Source organism: Aquimarina sp. (assembly GCF_977115655.1).
On sequence record NZ_CDSBKO010000112.1, the window covers coordinates 1 to 7,945 of the forward strand.

At 32.9% G+C, this 7,945-nt stretch carries 6 protein-coding genes; 1 reads left to right on the top strand and 5 read right to left on the bottom strand.

Annotated elements, in window-relative coordinates:
* Positions 1-99: 99 nt before the first annotated feature.
* The 5 genes from pta to ACZIYX_RS23275 form a co-directional block, all read right to left on the bottom strand.
* Positions 100-2,193, bottom strand: a complete 2,094-nt coding sequence (gene pta, locus ACZIYX_RS23255; RefSeq protein WP_462684661.1) for a phosphate acetyltransferase — start codon at positions 2,191-2,193, stop codon at positions 100-102.
* Positions 2,194-2,418: 225 nt separating this feature from the next.
* The gene (locus ACZIYX_RS23260) at positions 2,419-3,654 is read right to left on the bottom strand and encodes a peroxiredoxin family protein (RefSeq protein WP_462684662.1); all 1,236 of its coding nucleotides are present in this window, start codon (positions 3,652-3,654) and stop codon (positions 2,419-2,421) included.
* A gap of 81 nt (positions 3,655-3,735) precedes the next feature.
* Positions 3,736-4,419 (bottom strand): hypothetical protein, encoded by a 684-nt coding sequence (locus ACZIYX_RS23265; protein ID WP_462684663.1) that lies wholly within the window; start codon positions 4,417-4,419, stop codon positions 3,736-3,738.
* Between the two features lie 61 nt (positions 4,420-4,480).
* Positions 4,481-4,684 (bottom strand): hypothetical protein, encoded by a 204-nt coding sequence (locus tag ACZIYX_RS23270; protein ID WP_462684664.1) that lies wholly within the window; start codon positions 4,682-4,684, stop codon positions 4,481-4,483.
* A gap of 103 nt (positions 4,685-4,787) precedes the next feature.
* Entirely contained in the window at positions 4,788-5,159 is a 372-nt protein-coding gene (locus tag ACZIYX_RS23275; protein WP_462684665.1) for a hypothetical protein, read from the bottom strand.
* 262 nt (positions 5,160-5,421) lie between these two features.
* Between ACZIYX_RS23275 and pheT the strand changes: the two genes are divergently transcribed.
* Positions 5,422-7,848, top strand: coding sequence for a phenylalanine--tRNA ligase subunit beta (gene pheT, locus ACZIYX_RS23280; RefSeq protein ID WP_462684666.1), 2,427 nt, complete (start codon positions 5,422-5,424; stop codon positions 7,846-7,848).
* Positions 7,849-7,945: the final 97 nt, after the last annotated feature.

Sequence of the window (7,945 nt, forward strand, 5' to 3'; positions counted from 1 at the left end):
TAAAAAATAAATTCAATTTCTATACGCACTATTTCAAAGTTAAAATGGTATAAGACCTGCTATTTATATCTTTTTGATAAATTTTAAATATTTGGTTTATCATAGCCCTTGTGCCTGAATTGCAGTTATAATCACTGTATTATAAACATCATCTACGGTACATCCTCTGCTTAAATCATTAACTGGTTTATTTAATCCTTGCAACATAGGCCCGATTGCCAAAGCTCCTGTTTCTCTTTGTACTGCTTTATAGGTGTTATTACCTGTATTCAAATCTGGAAATATCAACACACTGGCTTGTCCTGCTACCTCAGAATTTGGAAGCTTGCTTCTTCCTATTTGCAAGTCTACCGCTGCATCGTATTGTATGGGTCCTTCAATTTTAAGATCCGGGCGTTTTTCTTTAACTATGGCTGTTGCTGCTCTTACGGTTTCTACATCTTCACCTTTACCCGAGGTTCCTGAGGAATAGGATAACATAGCTACTTTGGGTTCGATCCCAAACGCTACTGCAGATTCTGAAGAAGAAATAGCAATTTCTGCTAATTGCTCTGCGTTAGGGTTAGGGTTAATAGCACAATCTCCAAAAACAGATACCCGATCTTCTAAACACATAAAAAACACAGAGGATACTACTTTAACCCCTGGTTTGGTTTTAATAAACTGCAAAGCTGGTCGTATGGTATGCTGTGTGGTATGTACTGCTCCAGAAACCATACCATCTGCATGCCCTTTATAAATCATCATAGTTCCAAAATAAGACACATCTGCCATCATATCTTTTGCCATATCTAAGTTAACATCTTTGTGTTTTCTTAGCTCATAAAAGGTTTGTACATAATCGTCAAAATATGGGGACTCTGTAGGAGAAACAATATTTAATTTACCAAAATCTATAGGAATATCTAATTTAACTACTTTACTTTTTATCTTTTTTGCATTACCTATTAAAGTAATGTTCACTACTCCCGAGGCTAATAATCTGGAAGTGGCTTTTAAGATTCTTTCGTCAGAGCCTTCTGGCAAAACGATATGTTTTTTATGCTGTAAAGCCCGTCTTAACAAGTTGTACTGAAACATTCTTGGGGTTAAACCTTCTGACTTAAATGTTATTAAGCGATCTGCCAAACGATCTTCATTAACATATTTTGCAAAAGTGCTTATTGAAGTATTTATTTTTTGAAGATTGTCCAAATAAATTTTAGACTTAATTGATCCTATCTTGTTGGTTACAGAAAAAGTGCCTTCTGCAACTGTTATTATAGGAAAAGATAAAGATACCCCCTCAATTAATTTAAGTATTGGTTGCTCCGGGATAATTCCTCCGGTCAATATAATTCCCGAAATTTTTGGATAATTATCAGATATATTTGCTTGCAATACTCCTAAAATAATATCTGCGCGATCCCCGGGTGTAATTACCAAACTGTTGTCTTTGAGATGTGTTAAGTAATTTCGTAACTGCATTGCCCCTACCCCAAAGCTTCCTGCCTGGTTGTTCAAATACTCTTTACCAAATAAAACGGTACCGTCTAGTTTATTTAAGATCTCTTTGATCGTTGGATTAATCAACGAATTTACTTTTGGAATAATAACGCGATCCACATTATTGTTAAATTCTTTTTCAAAGCTTTTTTCTAGTTCCTTCTCGCAACCTGGTGTCACTTTATTGGCTACTATAGATAAAACTTCTACATCTTTGCTGTTAAAAGTATCGTATGCCAATTTTAAGTTGGCTACAAGTTCTTCATTTTTTTTATCAATACCATTAGCAACAATAATAGCCGGGATACCTAAGTTTTTGGCTATTATAACATTAATGTCAAACTCTATAATACTTCCTTCATCAGAAAAATCTGTTCCCTCTACCAATACAAAATCAAATTTATCTTCCAGACTTTTATATTTCCTGATGATTTCATCTATTATTTCTCCCGATCTACCTTGATTATATTTTTGAAGTACTTCGCTTCTGGTGTATGCGTATGCGTTTTTAAAATTAATATCCAGCTCAAAATGCGATATAACAGTGTTGATGTGATTATCTGTTTCCCCTTCGGCCGGGTCATCAATAATTGGTCTAAAATATCCTACTTTGGCTATTTTACCCAATAGCATGCGCATCATACCTAAAACAACAATAGATTTACCACTACTAGGCTCTATGGTGGCAATATAAACAGCTTTACTCATAAATATAAATTTGGTGCGACAAAGATACGTTAATACACTAATCCTACATACAATACAAAGGCATCCAACCTCTTTATGTCATACTTTTACAATATTAACATTTTGGTTATTTTTTTGGTAAAAAAAGAACTGAATCTCCTCTGAACTCTTTACTAAAATGAAGAGTTTTTTAAAAAATCATCTCTCATCAAAAGCCTATATACCCTTGTTTACTTTGCTTTGCTGCTATTTTTCTTCTTTTAAAAGTTGTTTAATAAAGTAATCAAAATCCTTTTTGAAATCTACATATTTTTGACCTGTAGCCGGACCGTTAAAACCTGTGTGTATTTTTTGCACTTGCCCTTTTTTATCTATTATAATAGTAGTTGGATACGACAATACATGGTTTAACATAGGTAATTTTTCTTGTGCTTTTTCTTTATCCGAAGTGCCATATTGAGCTAGTAAAACCGGATATTCTACTTTAAGTTTATTTTGCAGCCTTTTTATAGAAGCAAACGCTTTTTCTTTGGTTTTTGCATATTCAAAGGCCAAAGCCACAAACTCTACACCTATATTTTTATGGTCTTTATAATACTCTGCATAATATTTAGTTTCGTCCATACAATTTGGGCACCATGTTCCCATTATCTGCAAAACTACTACCTTGCCCTTGAATCGTTTATCCTGAAGCGATACTTGATTTCCTTTACTATCCGGGAAACTAAATTCGAGTGTTTTATACCCTTTTTTTAAAAAAGTTAAAGAATCTTCTGAGGGTAATTCGTAGTTTTCATTTCTTTTTGCTACAAATGGTTCTTTCCAGTGATTACCCGAATAAAAATAACCATTCATTGTATTATCTGTTATTTTTGCTGTAAACAAAAATGCATGTGCCCCATCAAAGGTTGATAATTGTAACTGGTTTTTGTTTATAACCCCTTCCAGGTATCGATAGTCCCCTGTTGTGGTTCTAAATGTTCCGGTTACTATGTTACCGTTTTGCTCAAAGGTTCCTTTTGCAATATATCTGTCTGCCTCTGTATCTTTACTAAAAACGGTTTCCCAATTACCTGTTATATCATATTTTGGTTTAGAAATAATATCAAAACGATCCTGCTCTCCATATTTTGCTTCAAAAGGTACTGTCCTATTCAGGCTTTCTTTAATAAAACTTCCTGAGATTGTTACTGAATCTATAAATCGAGCTGCAATATACCCCTCAAATACAGGGAATTTAATTTTTACAGAATCTCCTTTTACCCATACTTCATCCACTTCAATAGTTTCTTCTGCATTAAAGATTTGTAGTGTTTGATCTTCCATTACTTCTATCAAAAAAGGTAAGGTTTTATTATCCATAACCTTTAATGTAGCTCTCCATGGACCGCTCTTAAACCCGGTTGTCCCGATTTTTGTTTCTTTTCTGCAAGAAGAAAAAACAGTTATAATTATGACCAGGGATATTAGTATTTTTTTCATTATATATTTTTCATAAAAAAATCCAGAAAGCTGTTAAAAACTTTCCGGATAATCTGTTTTTTAATCATTACCAATAAAAACTTATTGTTCTTTTTTATAGAGCTTATCTAATCTTTCTTTTCCCTCTTTTAATTTTTCTTTTTCTTTAGAAACAGCAGTTTCTAAAGCATTTAGTTTTTCTTCTGCTTTAGCTATTTTAGCTTCTTTTTCGGTTATTTCTTCGGGAGTGGGTGCATCTTCTCCTTCTTTTTCTGTAGCTTTTGCCAGGCGTTCTTTTGCTGCTGCTATTTTTTGCCTGCCTTTTATTATTCTTTCTTCATTTTTTTTAATCGCCCCACTACGTTCTTCAACCATCTCTTTAGCTTCTTCTGCTCTTGCCATACCAAATTCTTTGCCTACCAAGCCTTCCTTATTCTTTCCATAAGCTTTTCCTTTTGCTTCTTTTTCAGCTTTTCTTAGGGCTTTTTCAGCTTTTTCCTGTGTTTTTTCGTTTTCTTTTGCTGCTTTTTCTTTTACATCTTCTACTTCCTCTTTTACATCATCTTCTAATTCTTCTATTTTATCTTTTGCGCCTTCAACTTTTTCTTTTCCTTTTTGTTTTGCTTCCTCTGCTTTCTCTTTTCCTTCTTTCAGCTTTTCTTGTCCCTTATTTTTTTTCTCAAGAACTTTTTGTTTGGCTTCCTGAGATTTTCCCTGAGCAAAAGTTGTTTGATTTCCTAATATAAAAATCAACATAAATATCATTATCAATTTAAGTGGTTTCATAATTTTTGTTTTTTTACTAGTTAATGATGCTGTAAATGTTTCACTGCATTTTAATGTATTGTTAAATACTATCCAGATCTTCTAAAGACTCTTCTAACTCTTCTACTTTAGACTCTACCTCTTCTGAAATTTGTTCCAATTCAGACTCTACTTCTTCTATTTTTTCAACAGCAATTTTTGTTTCTTCTGCTTCTTTTTTCTTATCGGTACAAGACAGTGCTCCAAAAAAAAGTAATAAAATAAATAATTTGATTATTGTTTTCATGATTAATTAGTTGTTTTTAGTATAAATAAATTAAATATAGCATTATTAAATCGTTTTATATCAACAATTACCCAATCCACTTATTGCAATACGATACGATGATTTATTGCTCTTTAGTCTTTACTTCCTTCCCTTTTTTTAGTTGTTCCAATTTTTCAGGATCGCGTATTACCATAATCATCTCTGAAGTATTGGTCATATTTTTGTTTTCTGCTTCTATTTTTTTTTCCCCTCCTTCATCGATCAGATAAAACACTTCATCCCCTTTTTCGGTTTGGTATGATTTTACAGTATCAGATCCTGTTTTTTCTTTTGCCTTATTCTTATCATCAACAGTTGCAGAAATATTAGATTTGGTAGGTAAACTTTGTGTTTCTATACCATCTTGTTTTTGAATATTTTTAGTATTTGATTCTTTACTTTCAATTTTATTTAAAGTTTCATGCGGATTTTCTGTTTTTTTATCTTGCGACATAATAGTGTTCCCAGATATAACAAAACAAACTATTAACAGTATATACTTTAAGTTATTCATCATTATATTTTTTTATACTTAATCAAAAATAGTAAAAAAATAAGTTTTTAAATTATGAAAACTATTTTATTAAGTACTTTTAATTTACTCACAATGAAATCCTTAAAAATTTACTTCCATTTTTTATCAAGATAAGATAGTTCTAGTTTGTATCCTCTACTCAATATATTATCTTTACTCCCTGAATTTAGAAAGAGTACCAATGAAGATTTCATATAACTGGCTAAAACAATTTATAAAGACCGATTGGGAGGTAGAAAAAACTGGTGAACTTTTAACCGATTTAGGTTTGGAAGTAGAAGGAATAGAGTCTTATCAAAGTGTAAAAGGAGGACTTGAAGGTGTCGTAGTAGGCCAGGTTCTTACCTGCAAAAAACATCCTGACGCAGATAAATTAAACATCACAACTGTAGATCTGGGCAATGGTGTGCAAGTACAAATAGTTTGCGGCGCACCTAATGTTGCTGCGGGTCAAAAAGTTCCTGTAGCTACCATTGGCACTAAGCTATATAACGACAAAGGAGAAGAGTGGATCATAAAAAAAGGAAAAATAAGAGGTGAAGAAAGCCATGGAATGATCTGTGCCGAAGATGAATTAGGTCTGGGAAAAAGCCATGATGGAATTATGGTTTTGGATGCAAATATCCCTGTAGGCACCAAAGCCTCAGAAATATTTGATATCGAAAATGACTTGATTTTTGAAATTGGACTTACCCCTAACCGTGCAGACGCAATGAGTCATTGGGGGGTTGCCCGTGACCTTAAAGCGGGATTGTTACAAAAAGATATCCATTTGGAACTTATTACTCCTTCGGTTAGTAGTTTTAGAGTAGAAAACAGACTGCACAAGATTGATGCGAAAGTAAAAAACCCAAATTTGGCTCCAAGATATTGTGGTGTTATAATTTCTGGTATCAAAGTAAAGGAATCTCCCTTATGGATACAGCATAGATTAAAAGCTATTGGAATTACCCCTAAAAACAATGTTGTAGATGTTACCAATTATGTTTTACATGAATTAGGGCAACCTTTGCATGCTTTTGACACACACCACATCGAAGGGAATAAAATTGAAGTTAAAACGGTAGAAGCGGGCACTAAATTTATAACATTAGACGAGGTAGAACGAGAATTGCACCCTGAAGATCTAATGATTTGTGATGCTGTAAAACCTCTTTGTATTGCCGGGGTATTTGGAGGCATTACATCCGGGGTAACAGAAACCACTACTTCTGTTTTTTTAGAAAGTGCATATTTTGACCCTATTAGTATTAGAAAAACTGCAAAACGACACGGTTTAAATACCGATGCTTCTTTTAGATTTGAACGAGGTATTGATCCTAATATCACAGAGTATGCTCTTAAAAGAGCTGCTTTATTGATACAAGAATTTGCAGGAGGAATTATTTCTAGTGAACTTATAGATTTGTACCCTAAAAAAATTGAAGATTTTCAAGTATTCTTGTCTTTTGATAACGCTGCTAAATTAATAGGAGAAGAATTACCACAAGAAACCATAAAAAAAATACTTACTTCACTAGAAATTAAAATTAACAGTGTAACAGAATCCGGGGTTGGTTTGACTATACCTGCATATAGAAATGATGTTCGAAGAGAAGCGGATGTTATCGAAGAAATACTTAGGGTGTATGGTTATAACAATATTAGTTTTACACAAAAGCTAAATGCTTCGATATCTAATATCGACAAATTTGCAGATCATAGTGTGCAAAACACTATTTCTAACCAATTAGTAGGTCAAGGGTTTAATGAAATGCTATCAAATTCACTTACATCTCCAGAATATACCTTACTAAGTGAACAACTCAAAAGTGAAAATGATGTAGTTATACTAAATCCGCTAAGTAATGATCTGGCAGTATTAAGAAGATCTATGTTGTTTTCGGGGTTAGAGGCAGTATCTCACAATATAAACAGAAAACGGGGAGATCTTAAATTGTTTGAATTTGGTAAGACTTACCATAGCTACGAGAATGAAAGAACAGAGAATAAGCATTTAAGCATTCTGGTTTCTGGCAGCAGATCACGAGAATCCTGGAATCTTGGTTCGCAAACCAGTGACTTCTTTTATTTGAAAGGTATCATTTTGTCTGTTTTGGATCGTTTGGGAATAACCAAAATAAAAACATCCCCTATACAAAATGACTTATTTGCAGAAGGTCTTTCTTTATCTATTGGCAAAGCCAGATTAGTAGACTTTGGGGTTGTAAAAAAGTCTGTTTTAAAATATTTTTCGATATCACAAGAGGTTTTGTATGCTGATTTTGAATGGGATACTGTTTTAGAATATGCAAGACATACTAAAATAAAATATACAGACATCCCTAAGTTTCCTGAAGTACGCCGTGATTTTGCTCTTTTATTAGATGAGTCTGTTAATTTTGAGGATATTCATACTATTGCAAAGCAAACAGAAAAATTATTTTTAAAGGACATTAACCTGTTTGATGTATATCAAGGAAAAAACTTGCCTAAAGGCAAAAAGTCTTATGCAGTAAGTTTTACTTTACAAGATGACAACAAAACACTTACCGATAAACAGATTGATAAAATCATGAACAAGCTGCAATATAATTTTGAAAGTAAATTAGGGGCAGAGTTACGATAAGTAAATTGTTTTTCTTTTAAAATTTAGACACTCAATTTATTCAAAAAAGGCACTAAGCCACGAAGTGTGTAACAAAAAAATATCGAGGGTTGCAACC

Excerpts from the sequence above, each read along its gene's own strand:
- pta (WP_462684661.1), bottom strand. The coding sequence starts at position 2,193 with ATGAGTAAAGCTGTTTATATTGCCACCATAGAGCCTAGTAGTGGTAAA.
- ACZIYX_RS23260 (WP_462684662.1), bottom strand. The coding sequence starts at position 3,654 with ATGAAAAAAATACTAATATCCCTGGTCATAATTATAACTGTTTTTTCT.
- ACZIYX_RS23265 (WP_462684663.1), bottom strand. The coding sequence starts at position 4,419 with ATGAAACCACTTAAATTGATAATGATATTTATGTTGATTTTTATATTA.
- ACZIYX_RS23270 (WP_462684664.1), bottom strand. The coding sequence starts at position 4,684 with ATGAAAACAATAATCAAATTATTTATTTTATTACTTTTTTTTGGAGCA.
- ACZIYX_RS23275 (WP_462684665.1), bottom strand. The coding sequence starts at position 5,159 with ATGTCGCAAGATAAAAAAACAGAAAATCCGCATGAAACTTTAAATAAA.
- pheT (WP_462684666.1), top strand. The coding sequence starts at position 5,422 with ATGAAGATTTCATATAACTGGCTAAAACAATTTATAAAGACCGATTGG.